Source organism: Dyadobacter luticola (genome assembly GCF_005860805.1).
GTDB lineage: Bacteria > Bacteroidota > Bacteroidia > Cytophagales > Spirosomataceae > Dyadobacter > Dyadobacter luticola.
This window is the reverse complement of the sequence record NZ_VCEJ01000004.1, coordinates 1478017-1495027: the sequence shown is the minus strand read 5'-3', so window position 1 is coordinate 1495027 and position 17011 is coordinate 1478017. Positions and strand designations below refer to the sequence as shown.

9 protein-coding genes are annotated in these 17011 nt (G+C 47.4%); 2 read left to right on the top strand and 7 right to left on the bottom strand.

Translation table 11 applies throughout. The features are described 5' to 3' along the window. Positions 1 to 125 precede the first annotated feature (125 nt). The 7 genes from FEN17_RS16825 to queG all read right to left on the bottom strand — a co-directional run bounded on the left by FEN17_RS16825 (position 126) and on the right by queG (position 15058). Positions 126 to 1712 (bottom strand): SusD/RagB family nutrient-binding outer membrane lipoprotein, encoded by a 1587-nt coding sequence (locus FEN17_RS16825; protein ID WP_138366488.1) that lies wholly within the window; start codon positions 1710 to 1712, stop codon positions 126 to 128. Positions 1713 to 1717: 5 nt separating this feature from the next. Next, on the bottom strand, positions 1718 to 4831 hold the full coding sequence (locus FEN17_RS16820; protein WP_138366487.1) for a SusC/RagA family TonB-linked outer membrane protein: 3114 nt from the start codon (positions 4829 to 4831) through the stop codon (positions 1718 to 1720). Positions 4832 to 5160: 329 nt separating this feature from the next. Further along, complete coding sequence (locus tag FEN17_RS16815) at positions 5161 to 8466, bottom strand: VCBS repeat-containing protein (RefSeq protein ID WP_138366486.1); 3306 nt, start codon at positions 8464 to 8466, stop codon at positions 5161 to 5163. Between the two features lie 108 nt (positions 8467 to 8574). Then, positions 8575 to 10146 carry a SusD/RagB family nutrient-binding outer membrane lipoprotein gene (locus FEN17_RS16810; protein ID WP_138366485.1) on the bottom strand — a complete coding sequence of 524 codons (1572 nt, stop codon included), beginning with the start codon at positions 10144 to 10146 and terminating at the stop codon, positions 8575 to 8577. Positions 10147 to 10175: 29 nt separating this feature from the next. Further along, a complete protein-coding gene (locus FEN17_RS16805; RefSeq protein WP_138366484.1) occupies positions 10176 to 13238 on the bottom strand; it encodes a SusC/RagA family TonB-linked outer membrane protein in 3063 nt (1020 codons plus the stop codon). A gap of 382 nt (positions 13239 to 13620) precedes the next feature. Continuing rightward, on the bottom strand, positions 13621 to 14034 hold the full coding sequence (locus FEN17_RS16800; RefSeq protein ID WP_138366483.1) for a DUF1761 domain-containing protein: 414 nt from the start codon (positions 14032 to 14034) through the stop codon (positions 13621 to 13623). Between the two features lie 76 nt (positions 14035 to 14110). Next, positions 14111 to 15058 carry a tRNA epoxyqueuosine(34) reductase QueG gene (gene queG, locus FEN17_RS16795; RefSeq protein WP_138366482.1) on the bottom strand — a complete coding sequence of 316 codons (948 nt, stop codon included), beginning with the start codon at positions 15056 to 15058 and terminating at the stop codon, positions 14111 to 14113. A 113-nt stretch (positions 15059 to 15171) separates the two neighbouring features. On the opposite strand from queG, the gene FEN17_RS16790 reads away from it, so the two are divergent. Then, positions 15172 to 15786, top strand: coding sequence for a nucleotide exchange factor GrpE (locus FEN17_RS16790; RefSeq protein ID WP_138366481.1), 615 nt, complete (start codon positions 15172 to 15174; stop codon positions 15784 to 15786). Positions 15787 to 15825: 39 nt separating this feature from the next. Further along, entirely contained in the window at positions 15826 to 16986 is a 1161-nt protein-coding gene (dnaJ, locus tag FEN17_RS16785; protein ID WP_138366480.1) for a molecular chaperone DnaJ, read from the top strand. Positions 16987 to 17011: the final 25 nt, after the last annotated feature.

The following is a 17011-nucleotide window of genomic DNA, read 5'->3' as shown; positions in this document are numbered from 1 at the left end:
GGCTGAAAACAGGAAGAGTTACTTTAAATCAAAAAAACTTCAACTTTTGGTTGAAGTTAAAACTTAGTAAACGCATTTGAAAGGGGTAAGAAATTTTGCTTTTCTTACCCCTTTACTTTTAAATGTTATTTATCCCACCAAACCCGGCCGGTAAGCAAATCACCACCGTTCAAACGGTTCACTGCTTCCTTATAGCTGGCTCCGTTGTTGATGATCTCGGTTGATAAGTAGATCATCCTGCGCGGAATTGTGCCGCCGGTTACATTACCCGGATATTTTACAGGAGTCAGTTGCGGATAACCCGATCTTCTCCAGTTGTGCCAGTTTTCCATGAAATTGAATTCCGAGCCGGTCACGATCCAGTACTGGGTATTTATGTCTTTCAGCGACGCTTCCAAAGAAGTTGTTGTCAGCGGATGGGCAGTTGCGTATGCCGTAGCGGTAGCCGCAGAAATGTCGGCAGTTGCGTCGAGCTGGCCCATGGTAGTCATGCCGCCAACAATTCCGTTTTTATAGTGGTCGGCAGCTGTTCCCGGTACATTCCAGCCGCGTGCTTTTGCCTCGGCCAGCAACAATTCAATTTCAGGATAAGTCAGCACGAACAATGTTCCGTTCCTTTTCAGGTATACCGAAATTCTTGGCCTTGAATAATTTCCAAGTGGCGCAATGTCATTTCCTGTACCTGTTGGGCCTGGGTAACCTGGTGCTTTTTTGATGTCCGTAGCCCCGCCGATCAGGTCGTAACCATTTGGCAAACCCATCTGGATTGCAGCCGAATTATTACCAACTAATGATTGATTGGCATTGGCAGCCGCACCCGCAGCAGGAACTTCCGCAATAGCCGAAAGACGTGGATCGCCAGCTGTTTTCAATGCATCAATGAATGTTTTCGAGAAACGAAGCTCCCGGTAATCATCCGCTACCTGATATACCCCGTAAATCGCAGAGTTGGCATTGTTAGCATCCGCAACAATCTTTGCATTGTCATCGATCGACGCAAATGTACCTCCCGCAGCCGCTTTTTCTGCCCAGGTTTTTGCCGTAGCCGGATCAACCTTTGTCAGGCGCATTGCTACGCGCAGCATCAGCGAGTAACCGAATTTTTTCCATTTTGCAATGTCACCACCGTAGAAAAGGTCACCAGTTGGTTTCAGCTTTGTGGCATCCAGTCCGTTGATCGCAGATTCGAGCTCAGGCAGCAAAGCCGCGTAAATCGACTGCTGCGTATCGTATTTCGGAGTCTGTACGCCATCCCTGATTTTAAATGCTTCGGTATATGGCAAATCGCCGTACGTATCGGTGCCTTGCTGGAAATTCATCACCTGCATGATCCGGCCCACATTGTACAGGTTGGCATACTGCTCTTTATCCTTGGTCAAACGCATCATTTCCGCCAGCAGCCTTCCTACACTATAGGTAGTACCAAAAATGCTTCCCTGATAGCTGGTAGAGTTTTGCGTATTCACATACTTGTCGCCATTTCCATAATAATAGAATGTAGAAGCAAGTACCTGCGTGGCCAAACTCTGGTAAATGATGCTGCCATAACCCAGGTTAATGTACTGCATCTGGGCATTTGGAAGAAAATAATTAGGGTCCCATACAGACTCACTAGCCTGCGTCGGGTCGGTATTGATCTCGTCGAATTTATCCGTACAGCCTGCTGCGCAAAACAGGAGAAGGGATAATCCATATATTGATAATCTTTTCATAGTTCTTATTTTTTGAATCTTGCGTTAACAGTAAATCCGTAAGTCCGGGTGGAAGGATATTGAGAACCTTCTGTTCCAGCGTAAGACACGTTAGAAGAGAAGCCAGCCTCAGGATCAAAGTTTTTGGTATGCATCAGCAATGTAGCCAGGTTACGCCCCACTGCCGAAACCGAAATCCCTTCAAATGGCAGCTTGTTGTTGAACCAGTTGGCAGGCAGGTTGTAGGTCAAAACCACTTGTCTCAGTTTGATAAAATCCGAGCTGAATACGTTTAGTTTCGAAATGTTGGTCACCAGTTTTGAATAGTAAGTCTGGGCCGAAACATTCTGTGCATTTGTCTCACCTGTTTCCAGTACACCATTCGCCACGATTCCCGTTTCACGTCCTACCAGCGTCATTTTGTTTAGACCGTCCACAATCGAGTAGTGGTTCGTTGCTGACAACACTTTTCCGCCAAATTTATAATCAAACAAAAATGACAGGGTGAATGCTTTGTAGTTCAATGAGTTGTTGAAACCACCATACACTTTTGGAAGCGAAGAACCCATCGGTTTCAACTCACCGCGTACAGGGATACCATCCGTTCCGATAATCATTTGACCGTTTGCATTGTACTTGTAGTCATAAGCCATGATCTGCGCTGCGGGCAAGCCTCTTACGTGAGCAATGTTGGCATTCAGAGGACGGTAAGTTCCCAAACCAAAAACAGTAGTTTTAGGAGTACCGTCTTCATTCAGACCATCAATGTCTGCGATCGTGTTTTTAACCGAAGTAATGTTAAAAGACATGTCCCATTTGAATGAGGTCGACTGGACTGGCGTGCCGGTCAGCAAAATCTCAATCCCGCTATTTTTAGTAGAACCCAGGTTCAAAACCTGCGAGGAATAACCGGTTGTAACTGAAAGCGGTCCATTTACGATCTCGTCTTTGGTAGTCCGGTTGAAGTAAGCCACGTCAAGACCTAATCTGTTGTGCAAAAACTTCGTTTCGAAACCGATCTCAAATTCTTTCAGGCGGTACGGTTTCAGGTTAATGTTCGGCAGCTGGTTACCAAATCCTCCCTGTGGTAAACCATTGTAGGTATTTCCAAGAGAATAATACTGACTGGTCAGATACGCATCAAATGCTTCACCACTGGTTTGGGCATAAGACGCACGCAGTTTTCCAAAATCCAGGAAGCTCGAATTCATCAGCTCCGAGAAAATAAACGCACCGGAAACCGAAGGTGCGAAGATGCCACGGTTAGACGATGGCAGCGTTGAGTAAATGTCGTAGCGACCAGTGGTTGACAATGTCAGGAAACCTTTGTAATCAAAGTCAGCGGTGTAGTAACCCGACTGTACTTGTCTTTCATTGTAGTTGTAGCTTTGGCCTTTCGTTAATGTGTTTGACAAAGTATAGAGGTAAGGAATGCTCAGCTGACCACCCGAAACACCCACACCTTCTGCTTTGTTTTTACGGAGGTTAGCTCCCAAAGCCACATTCACACCGAAATCACCAAAGGTTTTATTGATACCCAACAAACCATCGATGTTCATTTCTGTGGTTTGCGACTTGCTGTTACCCACGCCGCCTTTGCTTGAAAAAGCAGTTCCCCAGGGCGTAATGTTAAATCCGCCATCATTGATCAGGTCATATCCGATACGGCCCTGCAGATAGATCCAGTCAGCAAACTGGTACTTGCTGGTGATCGCAGTAATCAGACGCTTTCTTGAAATCTCATTTTTATATTGATTAACTACAAACCACGGGTTGGTTTTATAGGTATCGTCGCTGAATGTCATTTCTGCGCCGGTGATCGGATCATAGCCGGGCATCAATGCTTTCTGGTTGAAACTGGTTGCGAGGAACATGATACCATAGTTGGCATTCATTGGGGCATCACTCAGCATGGCACGGTTACGGTCCACCTGGTCAATGTAGTTACCCATTACGCTCACATCCAGTTTATCCGTTACTTTCTGCGTCAGGCTCAGGTTGATTGTTTTGCGGTTGACACCACTGCTTCTCAATACTGCATTCGCATTCATATTGGAAAGCGAAAGGCGGAAGCTGTTTTTCTCGCCACCACCCGAAACTGCTACGGTATTGGTAAATGTAGATCCTGTACGGTAAAAGTTTTCGAAGTTATCTTTCACCGGTGAATAAGGATATTGCTTCCCGTCAAACTGGGTGTAAGGCTGACCGTCCATTTTCTCGCCCCAGCTGTAAATACCGGAGTTTTTGGCACTGTTAACGTCTGTCGGCCTTTTTCCCTGCTGACCTTGTCCGTACTCGTACTGGAAATCAGTGTAGTCAATTACCTTGTCAAACTGCGAGTTGGTGTTGAACTCCACGGAAAGACCTCCATTTTGTTTACCGCCTTTTGTGGTAATCAGGATTACTCCGTTTGCCGCGCGGGTTCCATACAATGCCGCGGCACTAGCTCCTTTCAAAACCGTCATACTTTCAATGTCGTCGGGGTTGACGTTACCGATACCATCCCCGTTGTCGGCACCGCCCCATTCACCCGAAGTACCTCTGGAAGTGTTGTCCATCGGCACACCGTTAATTACGAACAGGGGGCTACCGCCTTTGAAGTTACTTACCCCACGCAAGTTGATCCTTGACGAAGAAGCAGGACCACCGCTCGCCGGGCTGATGTTCAAACCTGCCACACGGCCTTGGAGGGAGTTAACCACGTTTGTTTCACGCGCCTGGTTAATCGCCACCGCCTCAACAGTCGTGGTAGAATAGCCCAGTTTCCGGGTGTCCTTTTTAATACCCAAAGCGGTTACCGTCACCTCCTGTAAGCTGGCTACATCTGCCAGCATCTTTACGTCGATCACGCTGCGGTTCCCAACCTGGATTTCCTGTTTCGTAAAACCGATCGAGCTGACAACCAGCACGTCAGAATCCTTCACACCAGTAAGCGAAAACTTTCCGTTTGAATCCGCATTAGTCCCTTTCGACGCTCCCTTAATTGTGACGGAAGCTCCGGGCAGGCCCTGATCCTTGTCGTCTGTCACCATTCCTGTCACTGTCCTGTCCTGAGCAAAGCTGGGCAGCGTGACAAAAAGCAAAAATAGCCCCAACGGAAAAAATCCTCTTCCCAAGGCTGCAAGTAGCTTTTCTTTCATAGGTTAATAAATTAGTAAAATATTAATTTGGTTAAATTTGGTAATAGCCGAATATTCCTTGGAAGAATACCCGGATTTAACAAATATCTTAATTTAATTGATAATTAAATAATTTTAATAAACTCCTACCAGTGAGCTAAATTTTTAAGATTCCTTTAATTTTTAACTCTTCAATCTTTATGAAATGCTTTCCATTCTTGACTACTGGAAAGTACACTTAACGCACTGGAAATGAGGCATGCCGATTGAGGGCTTGGGCGACTAAAAAATAAAAATGCCCCGGAACTGCTGTTTTGCGTCCCGAGGCATCGATTATTTTTAACCAAAAATTAATTACCTGCTGGCGTCAATCGGTACCCGATCACATTGGCATTGTTCATCGCCCCCAGCAAATACGTTTCCCCCGACATTTTGAAAACCGCCATATCACGCACGTCGCCGGTCACGTAAAATCCGCTTTGGGTCTGGGGAATGTAGTCGAACTGCAAGGCACCCCTGTTTTTGAAAACCTGCAAAAGGTTCGCATCGTTTTTGCCCATTCGCACGCGGGTTTGTTTCAGGTTTCCGCCCAGGATCAGGTCCGGTTTTCCATCGGCATTTATGTCGGAAATGTCGATGGCGTAAATCGGGGCAAACTGTGCCTCTACCGGCAGTGGACGAAAAACCAGCTTACCGCCCTTATTCTCCAAAATGCCGCTTCTGAACTCCCTGGCCTCTAATTTCTGCGCAGCTTTCAGTTTTTCCTCTGGCAGCATTTCCTGCAATGTAGCTTTGGAGTACAGTACATAGTTGGTGTATTTTTTCTTCAAAGAAGGAATCTGATCCAGCAATTCGTCGCGGCTGGCGTAGGGATACTCCTTGCCATTTTCCGTCACCCCGATCACCGGCACAATCCTGCCCAGCTTGTCAAAATCGCCTGCATATAGGGATAATCCGCCCGGCGAAGTAAGGTTCCACTGCCAGTTGCTGCCCATATTTCCGATGATAAAATCCGTATCGCCGTCCCCATCCAGATCGGCCGCTTTGATGGCATTCCAGCAACCGTTCAATGCAGCAGTACCCCAGGCGCTGCTTGCATTGGATAATTTTCCTTTGTTATTATTAAAAACTTGCACCGTATTCCAGTCAGCCGTCAGGACCAGTTCGGGGTAACCATCCTTATTGATATCCTGAAAAGTGGCGTCTGTGATCATTCCAGCCTGTTTTAGCTGCGCAGCCATATCGCTGGTATGGTCAGTGAATGTGCCTTTTCCATCATTCAAAAGCAAAACCCCGCCGGCACTTTCCGGAAAACGCTGAGGCGTGACACGGGTACCCAGAAAAATGTCCAGATCGCCGTCCTTATCCACATCGGCCACCGCCACGGCAGCAGCATTCAGTCCGGTATTCGTAAACGCCGCTTTTTTAAATGTACCCCTGTCGTTCATGTATAAACGCGGCGCCAGTAGCGGATCGGTTGGTGAAAGGTCATAACCAATGCTGGTGACGATCAAATCTTCGTCTCCATCCTGGTCGGCATCCAAAAACGCCATATCGGCATCTTCAAAAACCGCGTCCTGCTCAAAAGCCGGCTGGGCCAATTTCTGGAAGCCTTTTCCGTGGCTTAGAAACAATGTTCCGGCCTGGTTCCTGCCGCCGCCAATGTAAAAATCATCCACGCCATCCTTGTTCAAATCTTTCTGCGCGAAATGTGGGCCCTGAAACGACAGCATCGACGGAAGTAATGTTTGGATACGGAAATCATTGCGGGCATCTTCCGCGTGCGTAAAGTCGATCAGACTGGCCGGCTGCCACATTTGTGACTTTGGTTTTTCCGGCAACAACCCACCTTTTTTCGCGTCGGTGTATTTCAATGTTATGGGTTTGCCGGTCGCAGGTTTGTGCAGTACCTGCCGGTTTCCGTCGGCCCAGGTTACCACCAGCGAATCAATGTTCCGATCATTCCCCAGCCCGAAATGCATAAGATCCCACTGCGACGACTGGAAGCCCCGTACCGGAATGAATGTCTGCGTCTGAAAAAGCGAGTCGGAGTACAAATCCACTTTGGTACCCGCCAGGAAAGCATATTTCGGGGATTCGAGCTTGATTTTCTGAAATTTGTTGGTCAGCTTGGTTTCCGCATTATTCCGGTACACCGACGCTTTTTCATTCACATTGCTGGTCACCAGGTCCAGGTCACCATCATTGTCCAGGTCGGCGTAGATCGCACCGTTCGACTGGTTGTTTTTCGAAAATCCCCAGTCCTCGATCTTTTTGGCAAAAGTCAGGTTTTTCTGGTTTTGAAAAATATAATCCGGCTCGTTGATCGGCGGCATCTCCTTAATAATATCCATCTGATCTGGCGCTTTACCTCCCTGCCCTGCTTTTACCTGCACATCGGTGGAGTATTTCAAAAACTCCATATTGGTATAATCCCGGGCATATCCGTTGGAAATGAAAATGTCTTTCCAGCCATCATTATCGAAATCGGCCATCAATGCTGCCCAGCTCCAATCGGTATTGGATACCCCCGCCAGCTGCCCGATTTCACTGAAAACCGGGACACCATTTGCATTCACACCATTGTTCATTTGCAGCATATTCCGCATCGTCTGGTCGTGGAAACCGGCGCGCAGCAACTGCTGGTATTTATCATAATTATCATCCCCGGCGGTGAGCTTAATACGTTCGTTGGACGCCGGGAGCATATCTAATGTTAATATATCGGCGAGTCCATCATTGTTCAAGTCAGCCGCATCGGTACCCATCGAGTACAGTGAAACATGGCCCGTCGCTTCGCGGATCACCTCTTTAAATTTTCCGTTTTGCTGGTTGAGGTACAGGTAATCATTTTCATTATAATCATTGGAAATATAGATATCCTGCCAGCCATCATTGTTAAAATCATGAATGTTAACTCCCAGACCAAAGCTCAGCACATTGGAAACAATGCCCGACGAATCGGTGGCATTGGTGAACTTCCCGCCATCATTCCGCAGCAGCTTATTGCCATAAGCATCATTGCGCTCCTGGCGGTAATTACCCAGCAGGTTGCTGAAACCAGCGTATTTCTGGATGGAGTGATTGAGTAAAAAACAGTCGGTATCGCCGTCGCGGTCGTAATCGAAAAATACAGCTTGTGTGGTATAGGAGCGGTCGTCGAGACCATATTCGGCGGCTCTTTCCGTGAATGTGGGGATGCCGTCGGCAGTCTTACCATTATTGACATACAGCAACTTACTTCTCAGTTTCGGGTCCTGGGCACCTGCGCGGCATACGTAAATGTCGATCCAGCCGTCATCATTGATATCCACAATCGACACGCCGGTTTTCCAGCCTTCATTCAAAGCTGCTCCCGACTTTTCGGAAACATCCTCAAATTCCATTTCACCTTTGTTGAGGTATAGCTTGTTGGCCACCATGTTACCGGTGAAGTACAGGTCTACCAGGCCATCATTATTAAAATCCGCCGCCGCAATTCCGCCGCCATTATAGAAATAGCCGTATTCGAGCACATTGCTCGTCGCATCTTCTTCGATATAATTATTAAACTTGATCCCGGTCTCACCCGACCCAAGCAAGGTAAAAAGCTTATCGTCCGACTTACAGGAGGCAAGAAAAAGAAGAAGAAGGATAAACAGGCGGCTATTTTTCATTTCAAAAAAGGGTACTGGTATTTTACAAAAAAGAAGAGAATCCTTTGAATAACAAAAAGGCAGGCACAATGCCTGCCTTTTGCTCACTTGTCATGCATTTGGCATCGGTTAGTTTTTATCCCACCACAGCGGCGTGCTGGCTTTATCAGGACCACCCAGTAGTTTCACTGCATCTTCCACAGCCTGCTTGTTGGTTTCTTTTTCAGCAGTAATAAATGGAATCCTTCTCAAAACTGAGCCCACAGGAACATCCGGGTTTTCAGAGTTTACGACAGGGTATAGTTTAGGAAAACGTGTTCTGCGGTATTCAGCCCATGCTTCCATTCCATCCGGGTACAATCCCAGCCATTTTTGCGTACCGATTTTTTCGCGTTTCACCGCATCGGTAGCACCATCTTCCCACTTGATGGAAACGTCGGAAAGCGGAGCTGAATTCAGCTGATCACCCGGAGCTACTGGCTTGGCAGAACTGTTGATGTAAGCAGTTACTGCTGCGCCGGTTACGCCCCACTGCGCCATAGACGCGGTAATTCCTTTTTCGTACAACTCTTTTGGAGTGCCACCCATGTTCCAGCCGTTTAATGCACCTTCTGCGCGCAGGAAGTACGCTTCGGCAGTGTGCATGATATCCTGCGGTGTTTCGAAATTGGTATTCCAGGCAGCGCCCGATCCGGTTACCCAGCGCGTTCCAACATTGGAGTTGGCATCGTTGAGGTTTTTGGGAAGTGCAAGCTGCGCAGGTGTTAATCCGTTGCGCAAACCATCGTAAGCTTTGGTGGTGGTTGCAGGCTGGAAGTAAACGCCGATCCGTGGATCACCATAACCTTTCAGTACAGACTCCATCGATGCGCTCATCCGGAACTCGTTCCAGACCGCGATCCGGCTCAATCCGTTTGCGTCATCACCTACCAGCTTTTTGATCATGTAAGCATCGTCCGCAACATCGGTCATTACACCGCCTGCATACGCAGCCTCAGCTTGTTTTTTAGCTTCTGCCGGATCTACTTTCGAAATCCGCAGTGCCAGACGAAGGCGCAGGGTATTCGCAAATTTGATCCATTTAGCCACATCGCCTCCGTAAATCAGGTCAAATGTACCGTAAGGTTTTGCAGCAGCATTGGCTTTCAAAGCACTGGTCGCTGCGTCCAGACGTACAAAGAAATCTTTGTAAATGTCTGCCTGCGCATCGTATTTCACACTGATCGCCGGAACACCCGCGTCAAAATAAGGCACCGGACCATAGTAATCCGTCAACCGGTGGAATGAGAATACCCACATAATGTTAGCCAGCGCGTATTCGGCAGAAGTTGGTTCTGTCTGTTCGAAAAGCGTTTTCAGCTGAGGCACCACCTGGGTGTAAATTGGGTTCCAGTGGCCGGTCAGCCAGTCGTAACGCATCACGTAGCGGTCGGAAGGAAAATACGTAGCCGACGTAGCAAAATATTGCGCGTAAAGATCCGCGAAGAGGTTTTGCGCAATCTGGTAAGTACCGCTCTGGTAAGATGCCTGCTGCTCCGCACGTGAGAAAAGGAACGGAAGTTCATCTTCTGACAGGGAAGTAAGCTTTGTCTTACTCGTATTCATCTCCTCAAAGTCGCCCGTACAAGCCTGCATGAGAGCCGCAGAGCCAAGTACCATACCCGCAAATGCAAGTTTTCTATATTTATTGATAATGCTCATTTTTTATTTATCGAAAGAAGTGGTTTTTACTAGAATCCAAGTTTCAGGTTCAACCCCATAGTCCTCGTGGAAGGAAGGTTACCATATTCAATTCCCTGGAAGTTACCCGCACCGAGGTTCACATCCGGGTCAAATGGCAGCTTGCGTTTTTTCACTCCCGGAATGTCCAGTGTTGACGAACCTCTGTAAATGAAGAACAGGTTACGCGCTACAAAAGATATCCTGGCATTTTTGATAAAGAAACCACTGCCGGTAGGAATATCGAAACCAACTGAAAGCTCTCTCAAACGAACGTTAGTAGCAGAATAAGTGAAGAATTCACCCCAAGAATAACGACCGCCGGATACTGTGGTCCAGAAACTTTCAGCATTGATCGGCGAGCTGTTGGCCTCTCCCGAAGGAGTGACGCCTGGCAATACCCAACCGCCTTCGCGGTGATCGGTGGTGAAATCACCTGTTCCGTCAAATGCCAGGTTAGCTGCTGTTCCGGAAGTCATCACGCCACCAAAGCGGCCGTCGATCAGGAAGCTTGCAGTAAAACGCTTATATCTGAATGTGTTATTCAAACCGGCAGTCAATTTTGGGTTGAAGTTTCCGATGTATTCATTTTCTGCTGTAACGACCGGCTTTCCTCCATTATTACCTGATGGATCAGGCGCAGTGACTACCAATCTTCCCTGCTCATCTCTCTGCCAGCGCTGAGCGATCATATCGCCATAAGAACCGCCTTCTTCCACCACTGGTGTAGCAGTCCGGCCGAAGCCGCCGCCAAGGAATGCACGTTTTACGTTTGGATCAAGACGGATGATCTTGTTCTTGTTGCGGGCCAGGTTCAATGTCATATCCCAGCTAAAATCGTCGCTTTTTGCCACTTTGCCAGTCAGAGATATTTCAAAACCTTTGTTGTTGATTTTACCCGCATTGATAAACTGCTGGGAGAAACCTGAGGCAGGTGCCAGAGACAATGAAAGCAGCTGGTTTACCGTGTTGGAGTTGTAATAAGTTACATCCAATCCCAGTCTTCCGCTGAATAAACGCAGGTCAAGACCAATCTCCGTAGAAGAAGAAATTTCCGGTTTCAAATTGGTAGCAGGCTGCGTCGGGTCACGGTAAATGTATCCGCCTGTACCGCCTTGGGTAAAGGTGTAAGTTTGTGACAACAAATAAGGATCGGTATCATTACCTACCTGCGCCCACGATCCGCGGATTTTAGCAAAACTGATCACCTGTGGCAGTTGAATCGCCTCTGAAAGGATCAGGTTTGCACCAAATGATGGATAGAAAAACGAGTAAGGCTTAGGCAATGTGGACGACCAGTCATTTCTGGCTGCTGCATCCACTGTCAAGAAATCCTTGTAGGACAAAGATGCCGTACCAAATACGTAGTGCAATTCTTTTTCACTGAAATTGGCGATCTGCGACAAGGATGACGCAAACGAAAGGTCAAATTTGTTAGGTACCAGCAATCCGTTTGCATTACCACCTACCTGCGAGTAACGTTTGTAAGTTTGACCTGCACCAAAGTTGTAGGTAAGTGCAAAATCTTTTCCAAAGTTGTTGTTACCCGAAACGATCAAATCCAGGTTTTTTTCAAGAATCGCTACCGAATAATCCTGGTAAGAACCACCCGGGCCAGCGAAAAGCAATGTACGGTTAGACCAGGCTCTGTTTACGCGGTCGTCGTAGCGGTCGTAGCTGATACGGCCTTGTACATTCAGCCAGTCGGTCAGGTTGTATTTGGCAGAACCCAGCGCAGTGATACGGTTACGTTTCTCATCGTCCGATGTTTTGTTCATCGTCCAGTAAGGGTTCATATAGATAGAAGAAGAAGTCCAGTAAGTCGGCTCGCCGTTTTCATCTTCGTATTTTTTGTAAGTGTTCAAATCAACACTTCTTGGCACTTTGTAAACATTCATCACCAAACCGCTTTCCTCACCGGATTTAGGCTTGTTTTTAATATCCTGGTTTACGTAAGTGATTTTTGCATCAGTAGAAAACTTCTTGGTCAGCTGTGTACCAATGCGCACGTTGAATGTGTGACGTGCCAGGCTGTTATTTGGAATAATACCCTGTACATCATTATAAGCATAAGAAGTATACGTCTGAACTTTATCCGTTCCCGCTGAAATACCGAAGGAATTGTTGGTAGAAACCCCGGTACGGAAGAAATCTTTCACATTGTTCGGGAATGTAGTTGTGGCAGGTCCCCAGCTACCGTAAGAATTGGAAGCAGTTCCGCCTGCACCCTGTCCGTAAGTATTCTGGAATTTTGGAAGCAAAAATGGATTTTCAACCACCACGCCGGAGTTAATATTGGCAGTTACTGCGCCAGCTTTACCTTTTTTCGTGGTGATCATCACAACACCGTTTGCCGCACGGCTACCATAAAGAGCAGATGCCGCAGCACCTTTCAACACGTTCATGGACTCGATATCGTCCGGGTTAATGTTGGACGCACCGTCACTACCGTTTGTTCCACCAAAATCGTTTCCAACCTGACCTTGTACCGTGTTATCGATGGGCACACCATCAACCACAAACAAGGCATTGTTATTTCCGCTAATAGAACGATTACCGCGCAAAACCACGCGGGTAGCAGATCCCGGACCTGAGGAACCCTGGGTTACCACGATACCGGCTACTTTACCCGAAAGCGTGTTCACAAAGTTCGCGTCACGCACATCCGTCAATTGCTTTCCGTCGATTTTCTGGGTAGCGTAGGTCAGCGATTTGGCACTTCTTTCGATACCAAGCGCGGTTACCACTACTTCTCCCAGATTTCTTACGTCCGGTTCGAGGCTCACATTGACATTGGTCATGGCGCCGGTCACTGCGATCTCTTTTGCAAGATACCCAACCGAAGAGATGATCAGCGTAGCACCAGAGCTGGCAACACTGATGGAGAAGTTACCATCCGCATCTGTATTGGTACCTCTTGTAGTTCCTTTAACGAGCACGTTCGTTCCTGGCAACCCCGCCCCATTCTCATCGCTCACCTTACCCGTAATCTGCCTGTCCTGGGCCTGGGCTGGTGAAACAAAAATTGCTACTACGAGGAAAGTTAGCAGCAAGTAGAGTACACTGTTTTTCATAGGTTAATTTGGCTTAATTTAAATTCGAGGAAATTTATAACTAAATAACAACACACGCAATTTATTTGGTAAAATTTAATTGTACTAAACTAATATTCCGAATTACCACTAGGAAGAAGTAGTAAAAGTCCAGTTACCAACTACACAAGAAATATTATATGTCTCTAATACATTTATCAGAACCGAATATATTTTCTGCGTGCTCGAAGACACTGTTTAAGATTCTTCTGTATCGGCAAAATTGCCCGCAAATCTCGAAAGTTATATCGAGCCAAGAAAAAATTGAAATTATCGTACAGAGCAGGCTACAATGCAGCCGTGCCGCATTGCAGGGAAGTAGCATTAAAATAAGATTAATTCAGGGGAGCGACAGAACCGACAGTTACTCGTACTTGCGCCAGACACCCAGTATAGCGCCGGTTATGGCGTAGATAATGACGCTGACGCCACCATCAATCATGGAAAGCATGAGCGGACGTAAAGAGAACATATCCTTCACAATCAACTCGAATAGCACGAAAACAACTCCGAAAAGCAGTCCGGTGAGAAAACCGGCGAGCAGGGATTTAACGGGGATCTTGGTAAAAACCCAGGCCATGGTGTAGGCCATAAAGGAAGAAGAAACAATACTTGCCAGGTAAGGGACGGGACTTGTAGCCCCTTTCATCTGCTCCGTGGTGAAACCGTTTAAAGCCATCCACTGTTCCGAAAAAGCACTATACCACAAAGCCGGAACCACTTGCCCTATTACTACGCACACCAGCACCGCCCAAAGATTGACAGATTGTTTTCTCATACTACGAGTCTTTTTATTCAGTCATCGAAAGGAACTCCCGAATCCAAATATAAAGGTTATAACTGAATTGTGCTTTTTATTTAGACGATATAACAAATTCGATATTGCGCTTCAAGCCGTCGAATTTGGTCCTTTTAAGGGGGGAGCGGCGGAACACTTCACGGAAAACTTCTTCCGTAATTTCCTGCCAGTCAGTGCTTGAAAATCCTGCCAGACCTTCCGGAAGATTGAACTCCGGCGTGGTATGCGGTTTTGAAAAGCGGTTCCATGGACACACATCCTGGCAGATATCACAGCCGAAAATCCAATTACCCATTTTTCCCTGCGCTTCTTCGGGGATTGCGTCTTTCAGTTCAATGGTGTAGTAACTGATGCATTTACTTCCGTCAACCACAAACGCTTCGGTGATCGCGTCGGTCGGGCAGGCATCGATGCAGCGTGTGCAGGTACCGCAATAATCGCCCACGGCGCTGTCGGGGGCGAGTTCCAGGTCGCAGATGATTTCCCCGATAAAGAAGAAGCTGCCCATATCGCGGTTGAGCAGGTTGGAATGTTTGCCGATCCAGCCCAGGCCGCTTTTCGCTGCCCAGACTTTGTCCATCACCGGCGCCGAGTCCACAAAAATCCGCCCGCTCACCTCCCCGATCTCTTCCTGGATCGCCAGCAGCATTGCACCCAGCTTTTCCTTTAATATATAATGATAGTCCGTGCCGTACGCATACTTGGAAACTTTCAGGTCGTCGGGGCCTTCGGGAAGTCTTTTTTCAGGATAATAATTGAGCAAAACCGAGATGACACTTTTCGCGCCATCGACCAGCTTGCGGGGATCAAGTCTTTTATCAAAATGGTTGGCCATGTAGCCCATCGCGCCGTGGTGGTGCTTGTTGAGCCAGTTTTCGAGGCGCGGCGCCTCCTGTTCCAGGAACTCCGCTTTGGATATACCACAGAAATCAAACCCGTTTTCGAGGGCCTTCGCTTTGATGAACTGACTTCTTTCCTGCCTGACTATATCTTCCGTGGTCATTTTACAAAGTTACTAATTGATTATAAAATGCCATCTTGTCAGTATTTTAGCACTGGCAAAATAATTTTGAACCAATGTGGTCATTGTAAAAGTTACATTATTGATAAAGCGTCATGCCGGAAAATCAGGAATTCAACATAGATCAAGACAAAAATTACGTAATGAACGAGGACAAAGAACCTTTGGAAGCTGACAGCCCGGAAAACGGGGAAAATGGCGAAACGAATTCTGTACCGATGGATAATGCGGGCCAGGAAATCAAAGAAACGCCTTCGGTTGATCCACTGGAAAGCGCCAAAAGCGAAATCGCCGAGTTAAAGGACAAGTATCTGCGCCTGTATGCCGATTTCGAAAATTTCAGAAGACGTACTGCGAAAGAAAAGCTGGAAATGATTTCCGGTGCCAGTGCGGATATGGTAAAGCTCATTCTCCCGATCGTGGACGATTTCGAGCGCGCGAAGGTATCCTTTGATTCTTCAACTGAAATCGATGCATTAAAAGAGGGCGTCGATCTGATTTACAACAAATTATACAAGGCACTTGAATCAAAAGGCCTGAAACCGATGGAATCGAAAGGCGAAACTTTTGATGCCGAGATCCACGAATCCATCGCCCAGTTCCCTGCGCCGAGTGAAGAATTGAAAGGAAAAGTGATCGACGAGATCGAAAAAGGTTATTATTTGAATGATAAAGTGATTCGCTACGCCAAAGTGATCGTAGGCTCTTAAAAACGTTAACCTCCTTACAGGAACCACCAGCAATTTAAAATGGCAAAGAAAAGAGATTATTACGAGGTACTGGGCGTGGACCGTGGAGCGGCTGCCGACGACATTAAGAAAGCCTATCGCAAGCTGGCCATCAAGTTTCACCCGGATAAAAACCCGGACGATCCGACTGCGGAAGACAAGTTTAAGGAAGCTGCGGAGGCTTACAGTATCCTCAGCGACGATAACAAGCGTGCGCGGTATGACCAGTACGGTCATGCGGGTGTCGGCGGCGCGGGTGCCGGTGCGGGCGGTTTCGGCGGCGGATTTTCGATGGACGATATTTTCTCCCAGTTTGGAGATATTTTTGGCGATAGCAGCCCGTTTGGCGACATTTTTGGTCGCGCGGGCGGTGGCGGCGGTCGCCGGGTACGGAAAGGTTCGGATCTGCGGATCAAGCTGAAACTGAACCTGGAAGAAGTCGCGAATGGTGTTGAGAAAAAAATTAAGGTCAAAAGGCATGTAACCTGTAATACCTGCGGCGGAAATGGCGCAAAAAACGGGACTTCGCTGACCAACTGTAATTCATGTAATGGTACCGGCCAGGTCCGGAAAGTGGTGAGCACGATGCTCGGCCAGATGGTTTCTACCAGCACCTGCCCTACCTGTAACGGTGACGGCAAGATCATCAGCGAGCGCTGCGACTCCTGCGCAGGCGAAGGACGTTTGCTGCAGGACGACCTGATCACATTGAACATTCCGGGCGGGGTGGCCGAAGGTATGCAGCTTTCTATGTCGGGCAAAGGAAATGTACCTGCGCGCGGCGGTGTAGCCGGCGATCTGCTGATCGTGATCGAGGAAGAGGAAGATGCAAACCTGAAACGCGACGGTAATAATGTGGTTTTTGATATGCATTTAAGCTTTATCGACGCGGCACTGGGCACTTCGGTGGAAATCCCGACTATTGATGGAAAAGCAAGAATTACCGTCGACTCAGGAACTCAGGCGGGCAAAATTCTTCGTCTGAAAGGAAAAGGCATCAAAGACCTGAACGGATATGGAAAAGGCGACCAGCTGGTACATATCAATGTATGGACACCGCAGCAACTTTCATCCGATGAGCGCCAGACGCTGGAATCGCTTCGTAACTCCCCTAATTTTCAGCCCAAGCCGGGAAAAAATGAGAAGGGATTTTTTGATAAAATGAAAGACTTCTTTCACTGAAATGTGTGACACCAATTGATAAAAG